This is a genomic window from Bacillus sp. RC240, from assembly GCF_044907945.1.
In the GTDB taxonomy this organism is placed as follows: Bacteria; Bacillota; Bacilli; order Bacillales; family Bacillaceae_G; genus Bacillus_A; species Bacillus_A mycoides.
The window spans coordinates 161,461-186,286 of record NZ_JBIYCT010000004.1 but is presented as its reverse complement, the minus strand read 5'-3'; the positions used below and the strand labels follow the sequence as shown (position 1 = coordinate 186,286).

Sequence of the window (24,826 nt, the reverse complement as noted above, 5' to 3'; positions counted from 1 at the left end):
ACATAGATTTCAAGACTCTATACAAACAGCTTTTTAACATATTACCTATATCTAAAAATCGTTATAAAACAATTAGATTATTCGCAATACCTTTTCCTAGGAAATATAACGGACTCTTCTCACTTCTTATCATATATATCTTTTCCTTTAAATAACGAGCGAAATTCATTCAAAATAACTTTCTTCACGTCGGAATAAAAGACCATCATGAATAGCGCAGCCCCTAATAAAATCTCTTGAATTCCTTCGTAATCAATGAAAGCACTCATAATTAGCAAACCAAATCCAATATAAAAACCAAACTCATTCTCTTTCTCAAAATCCTCATCTTCTTCATCAATATGTATTTTCTCTTTAAAGTTTTGATTCCCTTTTATTAATTCATCGAGCGTAACATTGTACATTTCGCTCAATAAAATTAAATTATCAATGTCAGGGTAACTTTTATCATTTTCCCACTTATACGCCGCTTGCCTAGTTACACCGATTTTCTTTGCAACATCCTCTTGCGAAAAACCCTTTGACTCTCGTAGTTTTTTTAGCTGTGCTCCTAAGTTCATAACGTCCCCTCCTTTAACAAATTATTACATAAAAGGAGATGAAAAAGAAAGAAACTATTAGTAACACTCACTGTAAACCACCAGTTTACACAATAAAAAAGGAAGAGTAACTCTATTTTCGAGCCACTCTCCCTCTCACTTATATTAAAACAAATGAATGTTTTCTTTCTTGCAAGCTTCACGTAAATCATCAGGCCATACAGAAGATTGAACTTCACCGATATGTGCTTTACGTAAGAAGTACATACACATTCTTGATTGTCCAATACCACCACCAATTGTTAATGGTAGTACGTCTTCTAAAATACCTTTATGGAAATCATACTCACGTTTGAAGTCTTCACCAGTTTTCGTTAATTGCTCATCAAGTGCTTTACTATCAACACGAATTCCCATTGATGATAATTCGAACGAAGCTTGTAGTACTGGGTGCCAGAATAAAATGTCACCGTTTAATTTCCAATCATCATAATCGGACGCGCGTCCATCGTGCTTTTCACCTGAACGGAGTGCATCACCAATTCCAATAATAAAGACTGCACCGTGTTCTTTCGCAATTGCATGTTCACGATCTTTCGGTGTTAATTCTGGATATTTATCTTCCAGTTCTTGAGAAGTAATGAAAACAATTTCTTCTGGTAAATACTTTCCAAGGAACGGATACTTTTCAAATAAGTGATCTTCTAATTCTTTGAATATTCCATAAATTGTTTGTACTGTTTTTTGTAAGTAATCGATAGTACGCCATTCTTTTTGAACGATTTTTTCCCAATCCCATTGGTCAACATAAATGGAATGCGTTGCATCAAGTTCTTCATCACGACGAATCGCGTTCATGTTTGTATATAAACCTTCACCAGCTTCATATCCGTATTCATGTAATGCGAATCTTTTCCACTTCGCTAGTGAATGTACAATTTCTAATTCTTCTCCTGAATGTAACATATCAAATTCAATTGGACGTTCTACACCGTTTAAGTGATCGTTTAATCCTGATTTCTTCGTTACGAATAATGGTGCAGATACGCGGAATAGTTCAAGGCGCTTTGCTAATTGATCCTCGAAAAATGTTTTAACTTCCTTAATTGCGATTTGAGTCTCTCTTACTGTCATTAATGATTGATACATGGTGGTTTCCTCCTAAAATGTTTGGATGTTGTGAAAAGAAGCCAACAAAAAAAGCCCTTCTTTCCCAAAAAACTGGGACGAAAGACTTTGGTTCCGCGGTACCACCCAAATTAGCAACAGAGGTTGCTCACTTATACAATACGGAGATTAAAAAATCTCGATACTGTTCTTCTTGTAACGGCGAAGTTCCCGGCTAAGTCTACTTTCCTATAAAGGATTTCGGTTAGCGACTCCAGGAGGTTCTTCATAATAGGCTTCGTATCAGGCTCACACCGTCCCTGACTCGCTTAAACTACATCCTACTACTACTCGTCCTTTCATAGTCGTTTTATTGTCACATCTCTGAAACATTTTATTAATGATTATTCTATACAAAAAATAGATAAAGTCAACAAAAAGTTTTAAAAAATTTTTCAATTCTTTATTTTATGCCTTTACCGATTGTTCTTAATATAACATTTTTATTTCCTTTGTCTCTTCAATCCAAAAAACATTTCACTAATTGAAACTAACATATATACAACAACTAGTGTGATTGTTCGAAATATAGAATCCGCAGTATTTCTTATTATTTTCATTTTCTTTATAATTCCTTTCAGTTTACTCGCAATTTCATGATATACTATAGCATTCAAGCAGTTTGTTTTTATTTAAAGCAAGCATAGTCATTTATCGATAGTATTTTTCTAAAACATTGGCTATTATCAAATCAGATTTTTTATATAACGGAGTGATCATATGAGTAAAACGAAAGCAAAACCGAAAAAAGGTGTAGGACAAGGTACAGGAAGTAAAGGATGGAACCGTTGGCAATCAAGTGCGAAAAAGAAAGCTGCAAAACCATACAAAAGTAAAGGTACAAAGAAATAAAATAAATAGTGGGAGATGAACAACTCCCACTGATTAAAGTTTCACTTTATCTCTTTACTTTGTACAAAACAAAATATAATTATTACAACAAAAAAGCTATGCTTTCATCTCTATGAAAGCATAGCTTTTTCCATATTAAATCATAAGAATATCGCGGATTTCTTCCTCCGTAATAGAAGATAACTTCTCTTCTCCTGGCTCGATAATTTCAGCGATTAAATTTTTCTTACTCTCTTGTAACTCGTGCATTTTTTCTTCAATTGTTCCATGTGCTACTAACTTAATCACTTGCACTGTATTTTTTTGTCCCATTCGATACGCTCTATCCGCAGCTTGTTGTTCAACAGCTGGATTCCACCACAAGTCGTACAATATAACTGTATCTGCACCTGTTAAATTTAGTCCTGTTCCACCAGCTTTTAACGAAATAAGAAATAGATCCCCTTCTCCTTCGTTAAACCGATTGCATAGCTCTACACGTTCTTGCGCTGGTGTACTCCCGTCTAAATAAAAGTATGGAACTGCTTGACGATTTAATTCACGTCCGATTATCGAAAGCATCTTCGTAAATTGGGAAAAGATAAGAATTCTCTTCCCTGTACTTCTGCATTCCTCCAAAATTTCTAGCAACTGATCAAATTTAGCTGAACTACCTTTATAGTCATCAACAAACAAAGCCGGATGACAACAAATTTGCCGTAGTCTCGTTAAACCAGCTAAAACCCGAATTTTATTTTTACGTAACGTATCTTTATCCAAATGTTTTAACGTTTCTTCTCTTAACTTTGCTAAATAAGCTGCGTAAAGCCTCTTTTGATCTGGTAAAAGTTCTGATGATTGTAAGTGCTCAATTTTTTCTGGGAGTTCATGTAATACATCACCCTTTAACCTTCTTAACACGAAAGGTTTTACCCGCTTCGCAATATCTTCACGTCTTAAATCACCGAACTCTTTTCTTCCCGGTAATAATTCTGGGAAGACGACGTGGAAGATAGACCATAGCTCTTCTAATGAATTCTCTACAGGTGTTCCCGTTAATCCAAAACGGTACTCTGCTTGAATCGTTTTTACTGCCTTCGCAGTTTGCGTCGTATGATTTTTAAACGCTTGTGCTTCATCAAGAAATAACGTATGAAATGGCTGCGCATATAACCTTATATCTCTTCTCAGTAAAGGATATGACGTAATTACTACATCAAATTTCGTTATATCTTTTAAAATTTTTCGGCGCTCTGCTTGATTTCCATCGGCAATAACTGCTCTAATATGTGGAGCGAATTTTTTTAACTCGCTAAGCCAGTTGTAAACGAGGGACGACGGAGAAACAACTAATATAGGCAGTTTCTTCTCTCGAATTTCCGGCAAAACAGAGTCTATAAAAGCAATACTTTGCAACGTTTTCCCCAGTCCCATATCATCAGCTAAAATGCCGCCAAAACGATAATAGGCAAGTGTTTTCATCCACTGGAATCCGTATGTTTGATACTCTCTCATTATCGCATCTAAGCCACTTGGCACCGCAAACTTCAGCTTTTTAGGGTTTTGAATGTTCTCTACCAATTCTTGAACAGACTCATCTAAACTTAATACGTTTCCTTCTTGCAGTGAATTCATCCATTTCACACTACGAATAAGAGGGACATCTATTTCTTCGCCCTTTAAAAATTCTTTTCGAATACTAGATTCTTTTATAAACTGATTAATATCATTAAACTCTTTACTCTCAAGTGATAGTAGAGCACCACTTGCTAAACGATAATATTTCCGTTTCTCCTCAAGAGCGACTAATACCCCTTTAATTTCTGCCTCTGGAATACCTTTTATATCAAAGCGGAATGATAACCAATCAATTCTCTCTTTCCTTCTAACTCTTATAAGAGGAGCTGTGTCTCCCTTATGAATTCGTAATTTGATGGCTGACGTCGCATAAATATCAACTAAACCTTTTAACGTTGGAACAGCATGATATAAAAAGTTATACTCAGCTTCTTCATTATGCATAAAATAACCGCCTTCCGTTTTCGCGAAGGCACTTTCACTCATAATGTCTAAAATCTCTTTTTCCTTTTTCTCATCACGATTAAAAACAGATGGCTGCCCATCCTCTTCTAACGGATTAATCACGACGTTTCCATAATGAAATTCGAGACCTGCTAACAAACGATTTTTCACTCGATCTAAATACAATTTTGCTTTTAGCGAAGGCGTTTCAACACGATCTGATATTACTTCATCAATTCGCACAGTACCAAGCTTCATTAACCCTGGTACAACTTTTGCTACAAAGTGTTCCATCTTATCTGCTGGAATATACAATTGGTTACTACTAGAACGATTCATCATTTTTTGTAATTCGATAAGCCGCTTACAATCCTCAGCGTTCAACTGATACAGTTTCCCTCCAAATAGAGCATAACTATACGTATCCATTACTTCTACTTGTTGTAAGCCGTCAATATAAAGTGTAAACCCACCGTTACTCCCTTTATTAAACTCAAAATGTAAAGGAAGTAGCCCTTTTGAGATTTGTAAACCGTGAAAAGATTTTCCATCTTGATTAAGTCCCACAAACTCAACTTTAGAAAGTAAAGAAAGCATATCCTTCCATGAAGCTGGCGGTATTAAAATCATACTATCATCTTGTTTTGCATGTACTTCCAGTGTATCCTCATACATTTTTTCATTATGATAAATTTTAATTAGCTGCTGAATAATCGCATCCGTTTCTTGCCTGAAGCTATGTACATCCGGTGTATATGTAAATTCATTTGAACAATTATAGGACTCTCTTTTCTCCACATTGGAAAGAAATTCTCTAATATGATTTACAAAATACATCTTGGCGAGTTTAAACTGAATACCTAGCAGTGCCCCACCATTTTTCGTAACTACTGGCGTACATATAAATTCAACATGAAGTATTTCACGTGTATCAAAACGGTGTTGTTTACTTTTTGGTCTTAATGGTTTTTCTGCAAATAAATGAAACATCCCGCTTGTTAATTGTTCATTTCCGCTACTAATAGGCACCATTCCACCGGTTTGCTGATTATAATTTATTTGTATCAATACTGCCGCAACATGTTGACAGTATGTTTGAAAAGACGCTAACGAAGGACAACTACATTTCGCAACAACATCACCTTTTTTAGCTTTTTCTACTGTAACATGAAAATCTTCGTTCCCTTTTACCGTCGCTTCGCAAATTTCTTTATTTTCATCATAATGATTTATTATTACTTTATTTGATTTATAATAAGCTTCGCCTCTTTTATATGAGGTTTCTCCGCATACTTCTTTAATAATCGATTTATTTATTGTAAAACTCATTGTTTTGACACTTCCTTACTTTAAAACCAGTTTCTCTTAACTAACATTTTACATGCTCCAAGAGAAAATATAAAATGTAGATTTAATAAAAAAAGATGCTTGTATATAAGCACCTTTTTTCACTCTATCTCCATCAACCGTTTCGCCTCAAAATACAACACTTGAATAAATTTCTTCGTATTAATTCGTATATGGCCAGAAGTTGCTACTTCATCCTTTGTCATTTCTGTCATTCGTTTTCTAACTACAGTGAAATCAAAAAATTTCGGCGCATAGCTTTCAAATTTCGGATTTGAAAAGTCTGTTAATCCAAGGGAAGCTAAGTGATTTAACGATTGATAAATCGCTCTACGTACCCTTTGTTCAGATGCTTTTCTCTCCTTATCTATATCTGCATCTGAAGCTATATTCTCTAATTTTCTTATAGTTATATGGTGAAAGATATCTTTTAGCGCAGGAAATCCAAATTCAAACGTTTGCTCTTTTTCTTGTCCATATAAATATTCCAACATACTAAGTAAATCTTTACTTCCATTCTCTCCCGCAATACCGAGTTCTGATAATAAATAGCGCCCTGAATCTGCTATTCTTTTTCCTTCCTGCATTGGCTCATTTCGAACTTGCGGCTGTTCCCACTTAAAAACGTTATTCAATGATTTTTGAATATCATGTATAGAGCGCTCTAAACGAATACGTTCCATTACTTTACGTACAACAGATACAACCTCAATTTTATTTAATGGTTTTGTAATATAATATTCAACACCAAGTGTATACGCCTCACCAATAAGCTGTTTCGATTCAACTTGAGAAATCATAATGATTTTCCCTGTAAAGGAGGACGCAATATGGCGAACTGTTTCAATCCCATCTCGCATTGGCATTAATAAATCAATAAATAAAATATCTACTTTTTTAAAATTTAGTTGATCTGCTTCAATAAAAGCTCCATCTTCCGACTCTCCAATTACTTCCCCAAGATCGCCATCTTCAATAATTTGTGAAAGCATGGAGCGGAAAACTTCATCATCATCTACGATATAATAAAACAACTTCATTCTCCTTCCCGCTTTAAACTGCACTCCGGTAAACAAACGATAAACTTACACCCTCCGCCAGTTTCTCGGTCTTCTAATCTCACTTCTCCTCCGAGCTCTGTTACCATTTCGTTTATGTAAGAAAGTCCAATACCTGTTGAAGGTGTTCCCGTTTGATCATACTTTGAAGTAAATCCTGGCTTAAATACCAATTTTTTATATTTCTGTGCAATACCAGGTCCATCATCAATTACTTCAAAGAATATATGTTTATCTCGTTTATATAGCTTAATAATAATGAGACCTCTACCCTCAATTGCTTCAACTGCATTTGCAACTAAGTTATTAAAAATGGATAAGACCGTGTACACATGATATTCTGCATGCTCACCTTCTATATGTTCCGAAAAACGTATATCTTTTTCTAACATTTCAGCATACTTCTCATTAATTCTTACAATCATTTCCGCTAATTCATGTCCTTCTACATACTCAGCCACATTTTTATCTAATAACAGTTTAGATAGTCCTGCAAAAATTCTTTGATTATCCTTTTTGATTTCGTGCACTTCTCCTGCTATTTTTAATGCTGTTTTGCTATTTAAATCATCGTTCGCTTGTAAGTTTCGATATAGTTGATATGCTTCTTGTGTAATTAACTCGGCATTTTGTAACGTTTTTTTCAAATGGACAGATTCCACATATAAATTAGAGAGGTACATTAACATATTTTCATTTTCTTTTCGAACTTGTGATTCTTTTAATTTTGTTTCATATAAATTCATCATATTTAAAAAACCAAGTGCAAAGAAACTACGGAAAATAGCAATAATAATTAGTTTATTCACTTCAGAAACTGTTATCGTTGTCCCCAGCACTAACATATGATAAAACGCAAGTTCAGACATACTTGCGATAATTTCAATTGTAATTCCAAGACATCCTATCACAATTGGCTTCTGATGAAACTTATTCACCCTACAAAGCGAAAAAAGACTTCCATAAATAAAATAATAAAAGAACACAGGATAACGCAAATAAAATGATTCTGTCATATGGAATGAACCTTGCAATACCCAGTCAAGACATACACGAAATAAGACTACAGATATACCTACAAGAATACCTGCAGCTGCTGCTGGCACTCTTCTTAAAAATAGTAATAAAAAGAAGAAAAGCGGTGTCCCGAAACTAACACGAAACATATCATTAAAAGGATGAAAATTCAGCTCTCCAGCAATCGGAACAACAACCATTAATATAATTAAAAGATACATATCTTTCTTCCATAATTGATTCCAATTCAAAGGTGCCACTTCCTATGCTTTTTTTCAATTGTAAAAGTGAAAGCCCGCTTATAATTATAAACGGGCTTTATTTCTATATTCTAACCTTTTCTACCGCTTTTATTTGGCGATACTCCGGTTCCCATATTGCTTCTTTTACTGCAATCTTAATATCGTCATCACTTAAGTTCTCTCTAGCAACACCTTCTGCAACTGCAACTTTCGCTACTTCAATCGCAACCAGTTCAGAGATATTACGTAACTCTTCAACTTCTGGCAAAATAGGCGCTCCTGGCTGACTTGTATCTACCATACTTGCAACTGCTTCTGCTGCTGCTGCGAACATTCCATCCGTCATGACGCTTGCACGAACAACAATTGTACCAAGACCTAGTCCTGGGAAAATAAGTGCGTTATTTGACTGTCCAATCACATACGTTACACCGTTATATGTAACCGGTTCAAACGGACTTCCTGTTGCAACTAATGCTTTTCCTTCTGTCCACTCGATTAAATCTGCTGGTTTCGCTTCAGCAAGTGGCGTTGGATTCGACATTGGTAAAATGATTGGTCTTTCTACGTGAGAAGCCATTTCTTTAATAATTTCCTCTTTAAATGCGCCTGCAACAGTAGATGTACCAATTAAAATTGTCGGTTTTACATGTTTCACAACTTCAGCAAGTCCGATAGCATCATTTTGTTTCCAATCACTTACTTCAGCTTCTTTTCTTGCATATGGAATTTGGAAATCAAGAAGATCTTCCATATTATCTGTAACCAACCCATTACGGTCAATACACCAGAAACGATTATGTGATTCTTCGTCTGATAAGCCGACACGAACCATTGCATCTCTTACTTGATCTGCGATACCGATTCCAGCCGTACCAGCACCAAACACAACTACACGGTGTTCACTTAACGGTACACCAGAAGCTTTTACTGCCGATAATACAGCAGCAAGTGAAACTGCCCCTGTACCTTGAATATCATCATTAAATGTACAAACGTCATGACGATATTTATCTAAAATTTTTCGTGCATTTCGAGAACTGAAGTCTTCCCAATGTAGAAGTGCTTTCGGGAATTGTTTATTTACCGCTTGAACAAACGTATCAATAAATTCATCGTAAGCTTCACCTGTTATACGAGGGTGACGATTTCCAATATAAAATGGATTGTTTAATAATTCCTCACGATTTGTACCTACATCTAGAATTACCGGTAATACACGGCTAGGATCGATTCCAACTGCGGCCGTATATACAGCCAATTTCCCGATTGCGATGTTAATTCCACCAACACCCCAATCACCAATTCCTAATATACCTTCTCCATCCGTTACAACGACTAAATCAATGTTTTCAGCTGTTGCACCGATATTTGCAAATGCATCTTCAATACCTGATGGATCGTTAATTGATAAATAAATGCCACGTGGTTTACGGTATTCATGACTATATCTTTGAATTGCTACACCTACAGTTGGTGTATATACAATCGGTAACATTTCACGTAAATGCTCTGTTAAAATACGATAAAATAACACTTCATTTCGATCATGTAACGCTGTTAAGTATACATTCTTTAATAAATCATCCGGCTGAGAACTAAATTGTTCATATGCTCGGCGTGCTTGTTCTTCTAACGTTAAAACCGCTGGCGGTAATAACCCTTTTAAACCTAACTCTTCTCTTTCCTCTTGTGTGAAAGCTACCCCTTTATTTAAAAGTGGTGTTGATAATACTTCTGCTCCTCTTAATGTTGTTTCTAATGCACCATTAGAAGCCACTGTAAACTTACTCATAACATCCCTACCTCTATTCATATATAGCATTTCTATATTGTAAACAAAAAAGAGGGGATTGTCCCCCTCTTCTTTTAATTTTTCTTTAAAAGAGTTGCTCCTGCAATCCCTGGGTGTGTCATTTCGAATGGATCTAGAATTAACTCTAATTCTTCTTGTGACAATACACCATTTTTCACACATAGTTCTCGAACGGATTGCCCTGTCGCAATTGCTTCTTTCGCAACGCGAGCTGCTGCTTCATAGCCGATATGAGGGTTCACGGCTGTAATAATTCCTACACTCTTCTCAACGTACTCTTTTAAGCGATCTTCATTCGCTTCAATTCCTTTTAAGCAATTATCTGTAAAGGCACGGAAACCGTTATTCATAATGCTAATAGATTGAAGTAAGTTGAAAACAAGTACTGGTTCCATAACATTTAATTCTAATTGTCCTGCTTCTGAAGCAAGGCAAATTGTATGGTCGTTACCAATTACTTGGAACGCAATTTGATTAATTACTTCTGGCATAACAGGGTTTACTTTCCCTGGCATAATAGATGAACCTGGTTGACGAGCTGGTAGCATAATTTCCGCTAATCCAACGCGTGGACCTGATGCCATTAGACGAAGGTCGTTCGCAATTTTAGACATATTCATCATACATACTTTAAGTGCTGCAGATACTTCAGTGTACGCATCCGTATTTTGAGTTGCATCTACTAAATCTTCTGCACCAACAAGTGGTAGTTCACTAATTGTAGCTAAATGTTTTACAACTGCTTCAATATATTCTGGATCTGCATTTAAGCCTGTACCAACTGCAGTTGCTCCCATATTTACTTCATATAAATGTTGACGTGATTGCTTGATACGTTTCATGTCACGTTCAAGTACGCGGGAGTATGCTTTAAATTCTTGTCCAAGACGAATTGGCACAGCATCTTGTAAATGTGTACGACCCATTTTAATAACATGATCGAACTGTTCTGCTTTTAATTCAAATACATCATGCATATAACCCATTGTTTGTAATAAGCCTTCTAATGCATTTAATGTTGCAATATGAATCGCTGTTGGGAATGCATCGTTTGTTGATTGTGCCATATTTACATGACTGTTTGGACTAATATAATCATAGTCTCCCTTTTCCATTCCTAATAATTCAAGGGCACGATTGGCAATGACTTCATTTGCGTTCATATTCATTGAAGTTCCTGCACCACCTTGAATTGGATCAACGATGAAATGATCATGCCATTTCCCCTCAAGGATTTCTTGTGATGCTTCTGCAATAGCACCACCCTTTTTCAATTCCAATCTTCCTACATCTGCATTAGCAAGTGCTGCCGCTTTTTTTACAATTGCTAACGCTTTAATTAAACCTTCATGGACTTTGTACCCTGTAATCGGGAAATTCTCTACTGCACGCATTGTTTGTACACCGTAGTACGCATAATTTGGTACTTCTTTTTCACCTAAAAAATCTTTTTCAATTCTTACTCCATTTTTAACTTCAGTTAATGTTGTCATGATTACTCACTCCTTAACAATCTCTTACGCTGCTTTTGTTTGTTTGACCGTTTCTACATATTGTTTTGCTTTCTCATCATCGAATTCGCCTTCCCACTTCGACATAACAATGGCAGCTAATGCATTTCCTAATACATTGACAGCTGAGCGAATCATATCTAAAATGCGGTCAATTCCCGCAATTAATGCGATGCCTTCTAGCGGTAAGCCCATTGATCCTAACGTCGCTAATACAACAACGAATGATGCACCCGGAACTCCCGCCATACCTTTGGATGTTAACATGAGAACGAATAATAGCGTTATTTGCTCCGTCAGTGACATGTGTACACCGTACATTTGTGCAACAAACAATGCCGCTAACGCTTGATAAATAGCTGATCCAGTCAAGTTAAATGTATAACCTGTCGGAATTACGAAAGAGGCAACTGCCTTTGGACAACCGAACTCTTCCATTTTTCTCATTATATTAGGTAAAACAGCTTCTGAACTTGCTGTCGTAAATGAAAGAATAAGTTCTTCTTTTAAAATTTTCATTAATGTAAAAATATTTACTCCAACCATTCGCGCATTAATACCTAATACAATCACAACGAATAGTATAACAGTTACGTATACAGCTAGCACTAGTTTTCCTAAAGGAAGTAGTGTTGCTACACCAAATTTCGCAACCGTAACAGCAATTAATGCGAATACACCAAATGGTGCGAATTTCATCACTTGATTTGTAACCCAGAACATCGCTTCGAGCACACCTTCAAAAAAGTTAAAAACAGGCTTTCCCTTTTCACCGATTGCTGCAACTCCTAAACCGAATAGTACTGAGAAGAATATAATCGGTAATAAGTCACCTTGTGTAATAGACTCAAATATATTTTTCGGTACAATATGAACAATCGTTTCTGCAAAGCCTTTCTTCTCTGTTGCATCTGCTGTTTGTTTATAAGAAGAAATATCACTTTGTTGTAAATTACTCATATCAACGCCAGTACCTGGTTGGAATATATTTGCTGCAAGTAATCCCATTAAAATAGCAATCGTCGTAATAATTTCGAAATAAAGAATTGTCTTACCACCCAGTTTCCCAAGCTTTTTCATATCGCCTACACCAGCTACCGCAACAATTAATGCTGAAATAACAATTGGTACTACAATCATCTTAATTAAGTGAATAAATATATCCCCAATTGGTGTGATATAAGAAATCGCCGTTTTATTGCCATAAAAGACTGCCCCTACTACAATCCCTAAAACAAGCGCGACAAAAATTTGTGTTGCCAATCCGAATTTTTTCATTTATGTTCATCCCCTTCATGCGAACGCTTTCAATTTGAATTTATAAAAGCTACTCACACATCATATAAGCGAACCTACAAAATCATACAAAAACCTACAAGTTCGTCACAAAAAATTCAAATTTATTTCTTATAATATTCATTGACACTTTTTATAAAAAAGAAATAAAATAACCTTGATAAAACATCAGATTATTTCGTATAATCTAAAAGATATACGTATTCTAAATAAATGGGGATGAAAAGGAGTGGATGTTATGAAAAATCACGTGAAGAAGTTCATCATATCTATTTCTTTTCTATTTCATTTTCTTACGAAGGAACAAAGGCATTCGCCTTTGTTCCTTTTTTATTGCAATCTATATAGGGGGAATTGTTATGAAACCATATAAACGCGTCTTAATTAAACTAAGTGGCGGCGCACTTGCTGATCAATCTGGAAATAGCTTTAATTCCAAACGATTAGAACATATCGCAAACGAAATAATATCCATTATTGACCTAGATATCGAAGTATCCATTGTCATCGGCGGCGGTAACATTTTCAGAGGTCATCTAGCTGAAGAATGGGGAATTGATCGTGTAGAAGCTGATAATATCGGTACGCTAGGTACGATTATTAACAGCTTAATGCTTCGCGGCGTTTTAACAAGTAAAACAGATAGAGAAGTACGCGTTATGACTTCCATCCCTTTTAATGCAGTAGCTGAACCATATATTCGCCTACGTGCAGTACATCATTTAGATAACGGTTATGTTGTCATATTCGGTGGTGGTAACGGGCAACCATTCGTTACAACAGATTACCCAAGTGTACAAAGAGCCATTGAAATGAATAGCGACGCCATTTTAGTCGCAAAACAAGGGGTAGACGGTGTCTTTACAAGTGATCCAAAATATAATAAATCAGCGAAAATGTATCGAAAACTGAACTATAACGATGTTGTTAGGCAAAACATACAAGTAATGGATCAAGCCGCTTTATTACTTGCTCGAGATTATAATTTACCGGCACACGTCTTTAACTTTGATGAGCCTGGTGTTATGAAAAGAATTTGTTTAGGTGAACATGTTGGGACGTTGATTAATGATGATGTTTCGATGCTTGTGCATGAAAAATAGTATTTTCCATTAACAAAGGGTGCCTTTTATAGACACCCTTTGTTTGTTCGTTAATCCTCACAAATAAAAATCAACCAATCCCGCAAATTTCTCCTTACAACGCTCCCAAAAAGATAACTTCTCAAAAAACTCTTTCGTCATTTCTTTCGAGTCATGAAAATCTTGTGTTAACGCCTCATTCACTTCTGATACGATAGATCCACCATGAATATACAAATTCATCTCATCATTAATATAGAAGCTACGTGCAGTAAAGTTTGTAGTACCGATAACAGTTAATTCATTATCAATAAGCATTAACTTTCCATGAAACATACCTTTTTTATAACCGTATACAGTAATCCCATTATTAACAGCTTGACGTATGTATGGATATGCCGCCTCTTTAATAAGAGGAATATCTGGTTTATATGACCAAAGTATTTTTACTGTAACGCCACGTTTTTGCGCCGCGATTAAAGCGTTCATTAATTCTTTATTTTTCGCTATAAAATAAGGTGTTGTAATTACAATTGAATGTTTCGCTTGTTTTATTAACTTTATATATTTTTCAGCGACATGATGTCCATTGTAGCTAACCATCGTATGTAATGTATTCCCTTTACTCGCTTTATTCGTACTTCTTTTTATATGTTCTTTCGTATCTCGTTTCCAATCTAAAGCGAATTGCTCTTCTAAATCTTTTGCTCCTTCTCCTCTAAGCCGCACATGATAGTCACGCCAATATCCAAATCGCTTATCTTTCCCTAAGTACTCATCCCCCATATTAAACCCACCTGTATAACCGATTTCCCCATCAATTGTTGTAATACGGCGATGGTTCCGATGATGTAGAGAATAAAATCCAAATGGCAATTCAGGTTTTCTACTATATGTAAAATGAACACCACTTTCCCGCAATTCATTTTTCATCTTTCTTTCAAATGATAAATCATTAATTAAATCAACCGATAAATATACGTTTACTCCTTCTTTCGCCTTCTCCTTTAATAAGTTTAAAAAAGTATGGCTACTTTTATCATCCGATAAAATATAAAAATAAGTGTAAATAGATTGCTTCGCTTCACTTATATCAGTAAATAACTGTTTATAAAACGACTTCCCTTCTACATATAATTGAAAGTCACTATAATGAGGCGCATACTCTGTCGGCATATTTTTCCCGGCTTCCATTTTCCTTCCGAGCGTAACGTCAATATGCATCCAAATTAAAATAACAACGAAAATAGCAATAATAATAGAAGTGACTCGCAATATTTTTTTAATCATTTTGATTTCCTTCCACTCATATTACTTACTATTTCGTAGTGTTTCATTAAAATAAATTTTCATTCAAAATGCATTTCCTACTTTTTGGATGTTACAAAGTTAAAGGAGAGCAGACTATGAAAAGAGCAAAGACTCCTATTATTTTTATCCCAGGTCTTTTCGGTTCAATGAGTAATATTATTATTCCTGGTACCGGTAATTGGAACTTTGGGCTTTCTTCGTTTATTTATGAACCATTCATTATAATGTTAGAAAGTATCGGCTATGAACGAAATAAAAACTTGTTTATCTGTTTTTATGACTGGCGTCAGCGTATTGCTTTTTCCACTCAAAAATATTTATTAAAAACAATTGCCTATGTTAAAGAATTTACAGGGTGCGACAAACTAAATTTAGTTTGTCATAGTATGGGCGGGCTTCTTGCACGTTCTTACGTTCAAAGTGAAGAATATGAAAATGATGTGGAGCAACTTATTATACTCTGTACACCAAACGCTGGATCTCCCCCCAATTATAGTTATTGGACTGGAGGTGCTCTCCCAGTACATACATCTTCTAAAATAAATATCGTTCATTTTTATATGGAACAATACATTCACTACGTAAGCACCTTACACAAAATGAATAAAGTTGAAGCGATACACCGTTACTTTCCAGGATTACAAGATGTTATCCCTTGTAAAGATTACGGAAATTATTTATTTATAAAATCTGGCTCTGCTATTACATTTCTTCCTTATAACAAGATGAAAACGAAAAATCCATTCCTCGATACATTAAATGCAAATAGATTTATGATACAGAAAAGAAATATTGAAACTACACTCATTGCAGGAGATGGAGTAGAAACGATTCAATATTTACAAGTCGTCCCTTCACATTCAAAACTGGAATGGACAGATGGAAAAGTCGTCGGTGATATACTTACAAAACATGGTGATGGTAACGCTGTTCTACATAGTGTTTTTCTTCTAGAGGGAAATAAATATGTTGTGCATGCTTCACATAACGAAGTTCTCTACAAAAGCATTCCTATATTACAAAAGATACTTTAAATTACGAATACAAAAAAGGTGTGGCATTGCGCCACACCTTTTCATTAAATGAAGTTCCTTGCATCATTATTTCTTCCAAACTTATAAATCGCAATTAAGAAGAACGCTATCGCAAAGGCGAATAAGATTAAAATATTTAAATACAAATCTGAAAACGGAATTCCTTGCTGTAATTTCGAAATCGTGTCCATTAGCCAGCGTTGCGGTAAAAAATCAGCTATTTTTTGTACTGTTTTCGGCATAATATCATATGGAAAATAACATCCCGCTAATAAACATGTCGGCACAATAACAACATTTTGCATCGCATTTGAAGCAGTTGAACTTTTTGAAAAAGACACAATGACTAATGATAAACCAATTGCGATTAAAGCAAATATCATGAGTACACCAATCATAACTGTGAAAGGCATATTTATATTCGTATGAAAAACATTCGTCATAAATAATACTGCAATTACAATTTGTAATGTTAATATAATCATATTCACCGCGACATTAGATAATATAAATTTCTTTCCATCTATCGGTGTCGATAATAACCTAAAATACGTTCTGTTCTCTTTTTCTTTTAAGATAAATCCTGATAAGTTCATCGCTGAAAATAGCATAAACATAATAAGATAACCAATCGTTTGATTTGTCATATCCTTATTTTTCGAAGTATCTTCAAGTGTCTCAGCCTTTACTTTAAATGAACTTTTTTGATAACCAGCGTACATACTATTAAACGTACTTTGATCGGCCCCTGCCACTTTACTAATCGCAGCGATGTTATCAACATAGTTATATAAATACGATTTTATAAATCCTGTTACTTGATCGCCTTTAATCGATGAAATCTCAATATGACTCGGTTTCCCTTCTCGAACACTTTCAGAAAAACCAGACTGTAATGTAATAACACCATCAAGTTTTTTTGAAGTGAGTTTATCCTCCACTTCAGATTCCTTAATTTTACTAACATTTACATGATTGAGTCCTTCTAAAAATTTCACTGTATCATTTGCGATAGGTTGATTTTCTTTATTTATAACCCCAATATTTAACGTTCCTTGCCCTACATTCCCATATATCGAAAAGGAAATGAGCGTTCCTATTATCGGCAAGCTAATAATAATGAGTAACCCCTTTTTATTTTTCAGAAGCACAGATAACGTTTTTTGTATGAGCCATAAAATATCTTTCATACTATAGCCCCTCCCGTCTACGTAATGCAATAATCGCAATTAATAAAAAGAGTGCTGAAATTCCGAGGTTTAAAAATATTACTGGCAGTGCCGCCCCTATGTCATTTGCATAAATAATTTTCATAATGGCTGTGTTGGCCCACGTTAATGGCGATAAATTCGTAACGACATTTTCTTCCACTACGAAATACGCACCACCAAAAATAGAAGCTAATTGCACAACAACCATAATAATTGCTCTAGATGCCTCACCTGTTTTTGTAATAAATCCGATTCCTAAACCGAAGCTAATTGCTAGAAAGACTTCTGTTAGTAAAATAATAAATATGATTCCAAGATGGTCGCCCCAATTCGCTTGAAAAACAAATTTACTAAATAAAACGACGAGTAATAGACAAAGTGCATTCGCTACAAGACTACCGAGCACTTTCCCAATGAAAATTTCAGCTTTACTTATAGGTGCTGCAATTAAACGATCTCCTGTTTTACGTATTCGTTCTCCTCGAATTAAAAAACTCGCCCCCATTGCAGCGTACAGTGCAATCATCGTCGTCATTACAACCGCATAGTAATCCATAGAACCTGGTTTTTTAGCAGCTTGTAAAGATGTTTCTTTAATATAATCATTATGATTTCCGTTTGAAATAACTGCGCTAACCTTACTCGGATCTACTTTTGCAACTTCGGCCACTACGTTGTACTTATCAACAAATGTTGTAAGCATGCCTTCCACAATACTTCCCTCAATACTACTTTTGTCACTTCCGTAAAATTTTGCACCATCTTTATTTAACTCTACATAAGCAGCATATTTATTTTGCTTCACTTCTTCTTTCCCATCTATACCTTCGGAAACTTTTTTAAAATGAATACCTGATTTATCGACTTCTTTCGTAAACGCTTCAAACGATTGAGAAAACGTGCTACTCGCTTCATCTTTATATAGCACTTGTATATCCTTAATCGCTTGACTATCGCTATTAAATGCGTTACTTAACGCTGTTCCTAATACAAGCATAAGCACAATCGGAAATGCTAACATGAAAACTAAAGTTCTTACGTCCCTGAAATCTCTTTTAATGTGCATCACTGCAATGTTAAAGATGTTCAATTGATGAACCTCCCTTTACCTTTTCTTCATTTACCTTTTATTTATCTCGTAAGTTTCTCCCAGTCAACGTAAGGAATACAGTTTCTAAGTTCGGAGCCTGCTCCTCTAACGAACGAATTTCAATGTCATGATTAATGAAATGCTGAATAATTTTATTTAAATTATTTAATCCTGCATCCGAGTTTACCTTGATTACGTTCTCTTCAATTTGAACAGCTTTCACACCATTTATCTCTTTTAAATTTTCTACATCTAAATTTTCTACTGACTTTACTTCAATCCAAATATCTTTCGTATCTGTAATAATCGCTTTTAACTGTTCTTTCGTTCCTTCTGCAATTACTTTACCGTGATCGACAATTGCTATTTTCGTACAAATCTCTTCTACTTCTTCCATGTAGTGACTCGTATAAATAATCGTACTTCCCATTTCATTTAATTTTCGGACAGACTGAAGAATGTAGTTCCTTGACTGCGGATCAATTCCAACTGTCGGTTCATCCATAATAATTAACTTCGGTCTATGAGCGATTGCACAAGCTATATTCAGTCTTCGTTTCATCCCGCCAGAAAAGTTTTTCGGATAACTTTTATGTTTATCACTAAGGCCTACAAATTGAAGTGCTTCCTCTACTCTCGCTTTTAGCTCGGCTCCTCGTAATCCATACAATCCAGCAAAGAATTTCACATTTTCATAGGCAGTTAACTCTTCATAAATCGCAATATCTTGCGGAACGATACCAATATTCATTTTCGCAAATCGATTATATTTCTTTATATTTTTTCCTAGTATGCTGATTTCACCTTCATTACTTCTTAACAAACCAGCAATCATATTAATCGTTGTACTCTTACCAGCACCATTCGAACCTAAAAAGCCAAATATTTCTCCTTCTTTAATAGATAAAGACATATTATCTACCGCGATGAAATCACCAAATTTTTTCGTTAAATTTTTAATTTCCAATGTGTTCATCATTTCACCCCTATTTCGGTTTCTCTGCTTTTATCCCGCTATTTGCGGTCAGTAAGACTCCCACCTCAAAATTCAGCTGGTGCAAAGAAGTTAGGCGGGAGTCGGGCTGCCTGTAAATGCCCGATTGGTTCAACTAACAATCAGCGGTGAAAAACAAAACCCCCACTGATTGAAGTTTCACTTTATTATAAACAAAAAGAATGAACCTGCTCAGTGCAGAAGTTCACTCTTTTCACATGAGATTATTCACTTTTTTCATATGAGATGATTCATCCTCGTCTCATCCTCTTATATCGGCAATAACATCGTTACTGAAAAGCCACTTGTTCCATCTACAATAATTTTTCCGTTTACTGATGCTGTTCGCTCCTCCATCCCCATAATACCGAGGCCTTTCTTAACAAGAGCTGCACCTTTACCATTATCCTTCACTTGTACTTTCACCATCTTGTTCAGTACATGAATATCTATTGAAATGACTGTCGCATCAGCATATTTCATCGCGTTTGTTAGTGCCTCCATAACATTTTCACCAATAATCTTCCACTGAATTGGTGAAATCATATCTAAGTTCCCTTTATATACGAATGGAATATTTATATCATGCTTACCAGCAAATTCCTCTATGAATAATTTCATACGATGAATACCAATTTGCTCTGTTGGTGGCTTCATATTTTTTAATGTAATCCGAATGCTTTCAATGCCATCTTTTGAAATATGAATTGCATTTTGTAATAACTCAGCAGATTTCACTTTATCTATTTCCATTAATCTCTTCGCTGCTTCCATTTGAATAAGTGCACCCGTCATCGAGTGACCAATTTTATCATGAATTTCTTGAGATAATCGATTTCTTTCCTCTAATTTAAATGTGTATTCAGATTGCCTTATGTAATCTTTATTTTCATTTAAGCTTTTCGTAAGTCTTTGTATGTCTTTTCTCATTTTATCATTTTGCATTTCTAGTTTTAATAATCGTGCTATATAGCGGTGAGCTATCGTTAAGGAAAAAAAACAAAATGCACTAATAAGTCCATACGTCATTTGAATACCTTCACCTATAAAAATAATAGGAAGAATCATAATGAAAAAGATTAACCATTTCTTTTTTATGTAATAATTTGCAATTTCATATAAGTTCAAAGGTAAAAATAAAATAAAAAACGGATGAACCTTCCATGTAAATAACATAACTACGCCAATTGACACACAAGTTAATATGTTTTTGTACGTATCTTTTTTAAATATAGAGATCAACACGTTTACAGAAAGATATAAAAGCAAAGTAAATATAATCCACGGTAAGTTCGTAACATTTAAATGAATGTAGCTAAACACTATATATAAAAAGACAATAAGTTTACTTACAGTTAACCAAAATTCCATAACATTAATCTACTTTCCCTGTTAAGTAATAAATCGCAATTTGTGTGCGATGTTCTAGTCCAGTTTTCCCTAAAACTGATGTAATATAATTTGCAATCGTTCCTTCAGATATGAAAAGTTGCTTCGAAATTTCTTTATTTGAGAAACCTTTCGCAATTAATGCGATAATACTAAGCTCTCTTTCTGTGAAAAGGCTCTTATCAATTTTAGATTCTTCCTCTTTACTTTCCATTAAATTAGACTTAATTTTATCAAGCACTACATCTTGCATAACAGTTTGACCGTTATAAACTCCTTTTATCGCATCACGAATACGCTCCGGATCATTATTTTTTAATAAATAACCTTTCGCTCCGTTTTTTACTGCGTCCAAAATATATTCATCATCATCAAATGTCGTTAAAATGAGAGGCTTCGTTTTTGTCTCTTCACAAATTAACTTCGTCGCCTCTACCCCGTTCATGTTTGGCATACGAACATCTAAAAGCGCAATATCAACTTCATACTTTTTACAATACGCTACAGCTTCTTTTCCATCATTTACGGTATCTAATACTTCAAACTCTTCATATGTATTTAAAATAATTTTCATGCCTTCTCTTATAAAAGAATTATCATCGGCTATTAATATTTTAATTTTCATGTTTGTTAGTATGGACCTTATCCTACTAACATTCACATCCTTTCTCCATGTAGCATTTCCTCTTTGCTCATTATATACTTCTCTTTACCATTTTTTCACACCTTTTTCATATAGCCCTCCTGCTAAAAATATATTATTCTTTTTTTATAACATGTGTAGGGTGACTTATCATTTCTTACGTCTATATAATAGAATGCGTCAAAAAGGAGGGAGAGACCGATTGAGGAAAAACAATTAGTTGCAAAAGCACAGCAAGGAAGCGAACATGCTTTTCGTATCCTTGTACAAACATATCGTCATTATATTTTTCAAGTTATCTTTTCCATTTTAAGACATGAAGAAGATGCTAAAGATGTTACACAAGAAGTATTCGTAAAAATTCACGCCTCTCTCCCAAATTATCAATTTCGCGGATTAAAAACGTGGATGGCACGTATTGCCACCAATCACGCTATTGATTATAAGAGAAAAAAAGCTAGAGAAAACGAAGAACTCTCCTTATGTAAAGAAACTGTGGAAAATATAAAATCCTCTCATAATATCGAGGCATTATTATTGACGAAAGAGCAAAAATTACTCATTGCTCAAAAACTGCGAGAACTTCCCGACAATTACCGTGACGTCGTTCTCGCACATTACTTAGAAGAAAAAAGTTATCAAGAAATTGCTTTGCAAGAAAATATTGAAGTGAAAACAGTCGAAATGAAACTGTATCGGGCAAGAAAATGGATTAAAAAACATTGGAAGGAGGAAGAGTTTCTATGATGCATTATTCAAAAGAAGATTGGCGCAATTATACATTAGATGTTATATCAAACAATGAACGTGAATCTATGGAAGAACATCTTTATGAATGTGATCATTGTTTAGCACTTTATATGGAAAGTATTGATGAACAACACGAAAACCTTCCAATGATAAATGATGATTCATTTACGAACGAAGTTATGACGCAAATTAATTTTGAAACGTTACAGCCTAATGAAAATATAAAAACAAACTCACTAAAGCGCACAATTATTCACTACATAATTGCGACTGCGGCTACAATTATTTTTATGGTAAGTGGTTTATTCCAGTATATTTTCACAGCGACATCAAATTTCGAGAAATCTTCAAAACATAACGAGTCTTCTATCTCACAACAAATTGTAAACAAATCGGTAGACACATCAAAAAAGGACGGAGGTTCAAAGCATGAATAAAAATCCCTTTTTAGCACTTGTGTTAGGGCTAATTCCTGGGCTTGGACATTTATATTTAAAGAAATTCGGACGATTTATTTTATATAGCGGCGGGGCTTTATTTCTATTTATCTTTGCAGCATTTTGTACAATAGCATTAGGAGCGCGTGATATTGCTTTTCTTTCTCTATTTTTACTAGTCGTGTTATGGGCGATCAATTTATTAGATTTAGTTATCACTATTATTAATCAATCGAAAAAACAAGCAGCCGGAGAATTTACAGAGTCCTCTAAAGAAAGCGAACGATTTTATATCATTCTTCTATCAATCATTCCTGGGCTTGGTCATTTTCAATTAGGACTTATGCAACGCGGACTTACATTTTTAGTAGCTTGTACAGGAATAGGAAGTATGATTATATTCGTTGCACTCTTAACATCTCAAGAAAGTTTTCTTATCTTCCTTATTACGCTACCTGTTTTATGGATTTATAACTTCTTTGATGTTGTTCAACAACTACAGAAAAAAGAACGCGGCGAGCAACTAGATGACCGTACTATTTTCGAAGAGTTTGAAGAGCACCGAGAACAAGGAAAGAAAAATAAAACATTCGCTTCCATTTTAGCAATGTTTCCTGGAGCAGGACATATGTATTTAGGCTTACAGCGCCGTGGTCTTCAGCTTATGGCAGCCTTTTTACTATCTATTTATTTGCTCGACTTATTAAGACTTTCTGCGTTTTTATTTTTAGTACCAATCATTTGGTTCTATAGCTTTTTTGATGCGTTACAGCAAACTGCAAAATACGGAAAAGAACGTGTAAATGACGAACCTATCATTGACTATTTTATAAATCATCAAAGATGGATCGGTATTGGGTTAATTACACTCGGTGGTTATTATTTATTAGATCAAACAGTCCTTCCTATTTTGAATGACTATTTTGCAACTATATTTAATATTCATCTTAGCGAACTATATTATCGCTATTTCCAAACATCTATCGTTGCTCTCCTTTTAATTGGTGGCGGCTTTAAATTGTTACTTGGAAATAAAGAAAACAAAGGTGGTACAAACGAATGAGAACATGGCGCGTTGGAACATTCTCAATGGGGCTCTCCATTATTACATTAGGTTGCTTTTTACTATTTTCAGTCGTAAAAGGAGTTCAAGCATTAGATACATTAACAGCCTGGTGGCCTGTTTTACTTATCATACTTGGCGCTGAAATTTTACTATACCTTCTATTTTCTAAGAAGGAACATTCATTTATTAAATATGATATTTTTAGTATTTTCTTTATCGGAGTTTTAGGAAGTGTTGGAATTGCTTTTTACTGCTTATTATCAACTGGATTGCTAGAAGAAGTTCGTCATTCTATTAACACAACTAGACAAACGAGTAATATTCCAGACGGACAACTTGATATACCTGAATCTATCAAAAAAATCGTAGTGGATGCGGGGCATCACCCTCTAACGATAGAGGGTGATAATACAAATCAAATTCATCTTTTTGGAACATATGAAATGACGACAAAAACAAATGAAAAACCTAATTTAAAAAGAGATGATTTCCTTTCAGTTCAAACGGCTGGAGAAACGATGTATATAACGTTAAAACCATTACCGGTTCAGCATACGTTATTTAACTCAGCACCACAGGTGAAACAAACACTCGTTCTTCCGCAAAATAAAAATGTAGAGATCCGCGCTTCAAATAACGAACTATCTCTTTATCCAGGTCAATTACAAAATAATTGGTTTGTACAAAACAGTTCAAACGTATCTGTTCATTTAGCTAAAGAAAGTGATGTTTCTTTAACAGCCGTAACAAATCAAAAAGAAACTCACGGAAACACACCTTGGGAACAAGTAGAAGATTTAGCGAAAAAAGAAAATAATTCTTCAGAAGAAAATCCAGAATTAAATGGGCAAGAACATTGGTATAAAAACTCGATAAAAACAGGAAATGGAACGTACAAATTAAATATTGAGAAAGCTTATAATTTAAATATGAGCGTTATCGAAAAATAAAAAACCTTCCACAATTGTGGAAG

Annotated in this window: 21 protein-coding genes and 1 other annotated feature; of the genes, 7 read left to right on the top strand and 14 right to left on the bottom strand. The window is 34.7% G+C overall.

What is annotated here, in order from left to right; translation table 11 throughout:
• Positions 1–119: 119 nt before the first annotated feature.
• The gene (locus ABH955_RS16085) at positions 120–560 is read right to left on the bottom strand and encodes a helix-turn-helix domain-containing protein (RefSeq protein WP_404491350.1); all 441 of its coding nucleotides are present in this window, start codon (positions 558–560) and stop codon (positions 120–122) included.
• 144 nt (positions 561–704) lie between these two features.
• On the bottom strand, positions 705–1,688 hold the full coding sequence (gene asnA / locus ABH955_RS16080; protein ID WP_002126735.1) for an aspartate--ammonia ligase: 984 nt from the start codon (positions 1,686–1,688) through the stop codon (positions 705–707).
• Positions 1,689–1,758: 70 nt separating this feature from the next.
• Positions 1,759–2,018 (bottom strand) — a binding site (T-box leader).
• 408 nt (positions 2,019–2,426) lie between these two features.
• Between asnA and ABH955_RS16075 the strand changes: the two genes are divergently transcribed.
• A complete protein-coding gene (locus ABH955_RS16075; RefSeq protein WP_000047589.1) occupies positions 2,427–2,558 on the top strand; it encodes a DUF3934 family protein in 132 nt (43 codons plus the stop codon).
• A 135-nt stretch (positions 2,559–2,693) separates the two neighbouring features.
• Here ABH955_RS16075 and ABH955_RS16070 read toward each other — a convergent pair whose 3' ends face one another.
• From ABH955_RS16070 to ABH955_RS16045, 6 genes are all read right to left on the bottom strand, one after another.
• Positions 2,694–5,888 carry an SNF2 helicase associated domain-containing protein gene (locus ABH955_RS16070; RefSeq protein ID WP_404491349.1) on the bottom strand — a complete coding sequence of 1,065 codons (3,195 nt, stop codon included), beginning with the start codon at positions 5,886–5,888 and terminating at the stop codon, positions 2,694–2,696.
• Between the two features lie 119 nt (positions 5,889–6,007).
• Positions 6,008–6,940 (bottom strand): response regulator, encoded by a 933-nt coding sequence (locus tag ABH955_RS16065; RefSeq protein WP_002135525.1) that lies wholly within the window; start codon positions 6,938–6,940, stop codon positions 6,008–6,010.
• A gap of 2 nt (positions 6,941–6,942) precedes the next feature.
• Positions 6,943–8,241: a sensor histidine kinase gene (locus ABH955_RS16060; RefSeq protein WP_087946990.1), complete on the bottom strand. Its 1,299-nt coding sequence runs from the start codon at positions 8,239–8,241 to the stop codon at positions 6,943–6,945.
• A gap of 64 nt (positions 8,242–8,305) precedes the next feature.
• Positions 8,306–10,018: an oxaloacetate-decarboxylating malate dehydrogenase gene (gene malS, locus ABH955_RS16055; RefSeq protein ID WP_002012227.1), complete on the bottom strand. Its 1,713-nt coding sequence runs from the start codon at positions 10,016–10,018 to the stop codon at positions 8,306–8,308.
• 74 nt (positions 10,019–10,092) lie between these two features.
• Complete coding sequence (gene aspA / locus ABH955_RS16050) at positions 10,093–11,532, bottom strand: aspartate ammonia-lyase (RefSeq protein ID WP_002086363.1); 1,440 nt, start codon at positions 11,530–11,532, stop codon at positions 10,093–10,095.
• A 24-nt stretch (positions 11,533–11,556) separates the two neighbouring features.
• Entirely contained in the window at positions 11,557–12,828 is a 1,272-nt protein-coding gene (locus tag ABH955_RS16045) for a cation:dicarboxylate symporter family transporter (protein WP_002086365.1), read from the bottom strand.
• Between the two features lie 377 nt (positions 12,829–13,205).
• Between ABH955_RS16045 and pyrH the strand changes: the two genes are divergently transcribed.
• Complete coding sequence (gene pyrH / locus ABH955_RS16040; protein WP_002064732.1) at positions 13,206–13,949, top strand: UMP kinase; 744 nt, start codon at positions 13,206–13,208, stop codon at positions 13,947–13,949.
• Positions 13,950–14,006: 57 nt separating this feature from the next.
• On the opposite strand, the gene cls is transcribed toward pyrH, so the two are convergent.
• Positions 14,007–15,218: a cardiolipin synthase gene (gene cls, locus ABH955_RS16035; protein ID WP_404491348.1), complete on the bottom strand. Its 1,212-nt coding sequence runs from the start codon at positions 15,216–15,218 to the stop codon at positions 14,007–14,009.
• A 116-nt stretch (positions 15,219–15,334) separates the two neighbouring features.
• Between cls and ABH955_RS16030 the strand changes: the two genes are divergently transcribed.
• Positions 15,335–16,273 (top strand): esterase/lipase family protein, encoded by a 939-nt coding sequence (locus ABH955_RS16030; RefSeq protein WP_404491347.1) that lies wholly within the window; start codon positions 15,335–15,337, stop codon positions 16,271–16,273.
• A 44-nt stretch (positions 16,274–16,317) separates the two neighbouring features.
• On the opposite strand, the gene ABH955_RS16025 is transcribed toward ABH955_RS16030, so the two are convergent.
• From ABH955_RS16025 to ABH955_RS16005, 5 genes are all read right to left on the bottom strand, one after another.
• Entirely contained in the window at positions 16,318–17,463 is a 1,146-nt protein-coding gene (locus tag ABH955_RS16025; protein ID WP_404456203.1) for an ABC transporter permease, read from the bottom strand.
• Between the two features lies 1 nt (position 17,464).
• Positions 17,465–18,574: an ABC transporter permease gene (locus tag ABH955_RS16020; RefSeq protein ID WP_404456200.1), complete on the bottom strand. Its 1,110-nt coding sequence runs from the start codon at positions 18,572–18,574 to the stop codon at positions 17,465–17,467.
• Positions 18,575–18,611: 37 nt separating this feature from the next.
• Positions 18,612–19,550: an ABC transporter ATP-binding protein gene (locus ABH955_RS16015; protein WP_404444560.1), complete on the bottom strand. Its 939-nt coding sequence runs from the start codon at positions 19,548–19,550 to the stop codon at positions 18,612–18,614.
• Positions 19,551–19,838: 288 nt separating this feature from the next.
• The gene (locus tag ABH955_RS16010) at positions 19,839–20,939 is read right to left on the bottom strand and encodes a sensor histidine kinase (protein ID WP_404456197.1); all 1,101 of its coding nucleotides are present in this window, start codon (positions 20,937–20,939) and stop codon (positions 19,839–19,841) included.
• Positions 20,940–20,943: 4 nt separating this feature from the next.
• Positions 20,944–21,582, bottom strand: coding sequence for a response regulator transcription factor (locus ABH955_RS16005; protein ID WP_002012250.1), 639 nt, complete (start codon positions 21,580–21,582; stop codon positions 20,944–20,946).
• 219 nt (positions 21,583–21,801) lie between these two features.
• Between ABH955_RS16005 and ABH955_RS16000 the strand changes: the two genes are divergently transcribed.
• Genes ABH955_RS16000 through exsE form a run of 4 tightly spaced genes read left to right on the top strand, consistent with a single transcriptional unit; the run spans position 21,802 to position 24,803 of the window.
• Positions 21,802–22,347 carry an RNA polymerase sigma factor gene (locus ABH955_RS16000; protein ID WP_404491398.1) on the top strand — a complete coding sequence of 182 codons (546 nt, stop codon included), beginning with the start codon at positions 21,802–21,804 and terminating at the stop codon, positions 22,345–22,347.
• On the top strand, positions 22,344–22,787 hold the full coding sequence (locus ABH955_RS15995) for a hypothetical protein (RefSeq protein WP_002126705.1): 444 nt from the start codon (positions 22,344–22,346) through the stop codon (positions 22,785–22,787). The genes ABH955_RS16000 and ABH955_RS15995 overlap by 4 nt, the downstream gene beginning before the upstream one ends.
• Positions 22,780–23,850 (top strand): hypothetical protein, encoded by a 1,071-nt coding sequence (locus tag ABH955_RS15990; protein WP_016119984.1) that lies wholly within the window; start codon positions 22,780–22,782, stop codon positions 23,848–23,850. The genes ABH955_RS15995 and ABH955_RS15990 overlap by 8 nt, the downstream gene beginning before the upstream one ends.
• Complete coding sequence (gene exsE, locus ABH955_RS15985; protein WP_404491346.1) at positions 23,847–24,803, top strand: exosporium protein ExsE; 957 nt, start codon at positions 23,847–23,849, stop codon at positions 24,801–24,803. Before ABH955_RS15990 ends, exsE begins: the two co-directional genes overlap by 4 nt.
• Positions 24,804–24,826: the final 23 nt, after the last annotated feature.

Excerpts from the sequence above, each read along its gene's own strand:
- ABH955_RS16085 (WP_404491350.1), bottom strand. The coding sequence starts at position 560 with ATGAACTTAGGAGCACAGCTAAAAAAACTACGAGAGTCAAAGGGTTTT.
- asnA (WP_002126735.1), bottom strand. The coding sequence starts at position 1,688 with ATGTATCAATCATTAATGACAGTAAGAGAGACTCAAATCGCAATTAAG.
- ABH955_RS16075 (WP_000047589.1), top strand. The coding sequence starts at position 2,427 with ATGAGTAAAACGAAAGCAAAACCGAAAAAAGGTGTAGGACAAGGTACA.
- ABH955_RS16070 (WP_404491349.1), bottom strand. The coding sequence starts at position 5,888 with ATGAGTTTTACAATAAATAAATCGATTATTAAAGAAGTATGCGGAGAA.
- malS (WP_002012227.1), bottom strand. The coding sequence starts at position 10,018 with ATGAGTAAGTTTACAGTGGCTTCTAATGGTGCATTAGAAACAACATTA.
- aspA (WP_002086363.1), bottom strand. The coding sequence starts at position 11,532 with ATGACAACATTAACTGAAGTTAAAAATGGAGTAAGAATTGAAAAAGAT.
- ABH955_RS16045 (WP_002086365.1), bottom strand. The coding sequence starts at position 12,828 with ATGAAAAAATTCGGATTGGCAACACAAATTTTTGTCGCGCTTGTTTTA.
- pyrH (WP_002064732.1), top strand. The coding sequence starts at position 13,206 with ATGAAACCATATAAACGCGTCTTAATTAAACTAAGTGGCGGCGCACTT.
- cls (WP_404491348.1), bottom strand. The coding sequence starts at position 15,218 with ATGATTAAAAAAATATTGCGAGTCACTTCTATTATTATTGCTATTTTC.
- ABH955_RS16030 (WP_404491347.1), top strand. The coding sequence starts at position 15,335 with ATGAAAAGAGCAAAGACTCCTATTATTTTTATCCCAGGTCTTTTCGGT.
- ABH955_RS16025 (WP_404456203.1), bottom strand. The coding sequence starts at position 17,463 with ATGAAAGATATTTTATGGCTCATACAAAAAACGTTATCTGTGCTTCTG.
- ABH955_RS16015 (WP_404444560.1), bottom strand. The coding sequence starts at position 19,550 with ATGAACACATTGGAAATTAAAAATTTAACGAAAAAATTTGGTGATTTC.
- ABH955_RS16010 (WP_404456197.1), bottom strand. The coding sequence starts at position 20,939 with ATGGAATTTTGGTTAACTGTAAGTAAACTTATTGTCTTTTTATATATA.
- ABH955_RS16005 (WP_002012250.1), bottom strand. The coding sequence starts at position 21,582 with ATGAAAATTAAAATATTAATAGCCGATGATAATTCTTTTATAAGAGAA.
- ABH955_RS15995 (WP_002126705.1), top strand. The coding sequence starts at position 22,344 with ATGATGCATTATTCAAAAGAAGATTGGCGCAATTATACATTAGATGTT.
- ABH955_RS15990 (WP_016119984.1), top strand. The coding sequence starts at position 22,780 with ATGAATAAAAATCCCTTTTTAGCACTTGTGTTAGGGCTAATTCCTGGG.
- exsE (WP_404491346.1), top strand. The coding sequence starts at position 23,847 with ATGAGAACATGGCGCGTTGGAACATTCTCAATGGGGCTCTCCATTATT.